Genomic DNA, 1,553 nt, shown 5'->3' with positions numbered 1-1,553 from the left:
TTTTAAAATGGTACGAAAATGACGAGCTTTGCGTCATCCCAAAGGGTAAGAAAAACGAGGTCGTAAGCTTTGTAAAAGGCGGACTAAAAGATCTCTCTGTGACAAGAACGAGCTTTGACTGGGGTATAAAGCTACCAAAGAGCGCAAACGACGACAAGCACGTTATGTACGTCTGGCTTGACGCACTCATAAACTACTTAACAACGCTAGGATACTCAAGAGATAACGCTAGAATGGACTTTTGGCCGCATACGACACACATCGTCGGCAAGGACATTTTGCGCTTTCACGCAGTTTATTGGCCGGCATTTTTGATGAGCCTTGGCTTGCCACTGCCAAAACACGTCGCAGCACACGGCTGGTGGACGATAGATGGCGAAAAGATGAGCAAAAGCAAGGGCAACGTCATAAACCCAAGCGAGGTCGCAGACGCGTACGGGCTGGAAAATTTCCGCTACTTTATGCTACGCGAAGTGCCGTTTGGGCAGGATGGCGACTTCTCGCAAAAGGCGATGATCGAGCGCATAAACTCCGAGCTTAGCAACGATCTGGGCAATCTTTTAAGCCGTATAGTCGGCATGAGCGAAAAATACTCGGACTTTGAGATAAAGGGCGAAAATTTACGCAAATTTTACGGCGAGGTTTTGGATAGCGGCAACGAATACCTGCAAAACGCTATCAAAAATTTAGAAAGTTTCGCCACTAACCGCTACCTCGAGGAGCTCTTTAAGGCGCTAACGCTCGCAAACGCATCGATAGCTAAATTTGAGCCGTGGAATCTAATCAAAAACGGCAAAAAAGACGAAGCAAACGCGCTTGTGTCGCTGTGTGCGAACCTGCTAGCTCGCGTGGCCGTCCTGCTAAGCCCTGCGATGCCAAGAACCTGCGAAAAGATCGCGCAAACGCTAGGTTTTGAGATCTCGACCGCAACTTATAAAAAAATCATCCTAAACAACGAAATTTTAGACTTTAAAGCGCAAAAAGCGCAGCCGCTTTTCCCAAAAATCGAAAAAGAACTGATGGCCACCGCGGTGCCGAGCGTGAGCGAACCTGCCAAACCCGCCCCTGCGCCGCAAGAAAAATCGGACGCGAAAATAAAAATCGACGACTTTAAAAAATGCGTCATAAAAGTAGGCACCGTGCTTGAGTGCTCAAATATCGAAGGTAGCGAGAAGCTGCTTAAATTTAAGATCGATCTAGGCGAAGAGCAGCCGCGTCAAATTTTATCGGGGATTGCCAAATTTTACGCTCCTGAGGGTCTCGTCGGCAAGCAAGTCTGCGTGCTAGCAAACCTAAAACCCGCTAAAATTTTCGGCCACATATCAGAGGGTATGATCCTTAGCGCAGAGGACGGATCGCTGTGCCTCATCGCGCCGATGGCTGCGGTCAAAAACGGCTCAGAAATAGGCTAAAACCGCGTGAATATCGAAAACCTAAGGCGCCTCATCAACGGCGAAGCGCTAAATAAACCGAGCGTCAGCGCCGTGGAGGGCTTTGCGTTTGAGAGCAAGAACGTGCGTCAGGGCTACGCCTACATTGGGCTTGGCGCGGGC

Annotated in this window: 1 protein-coding gene; it reads left to right on the top strand. The window is 49.1% G+C overall.

Features of this window, described 5'->3' with window-relative positions; translation table 11 throughout:
* A partial coding sequence (metG, locus tag Q0200_RS07850; RefSeq protein ID WP_297939985.1) for a methionine--tRNA ligase subunit beta occupies positions 1–1,412 on the top strand: 1,412 nt, incomplete at its 5' end.
* Positions 1,413–1,553 lie beyond the last annotated feature (141 nt).

Source organism: uncultured Campylobacter sp. (genome assembly GCF_938045225.1).
Classification (GTDB): domain Bacteria; phylum Campylobacterota; class Campylobacteria; order Campylobacterales; family Campylobacteraceae; genus Campylobacter_A.
This window is presented reverse-complemented; position numbering and strand designations above follow the sequence as displayed.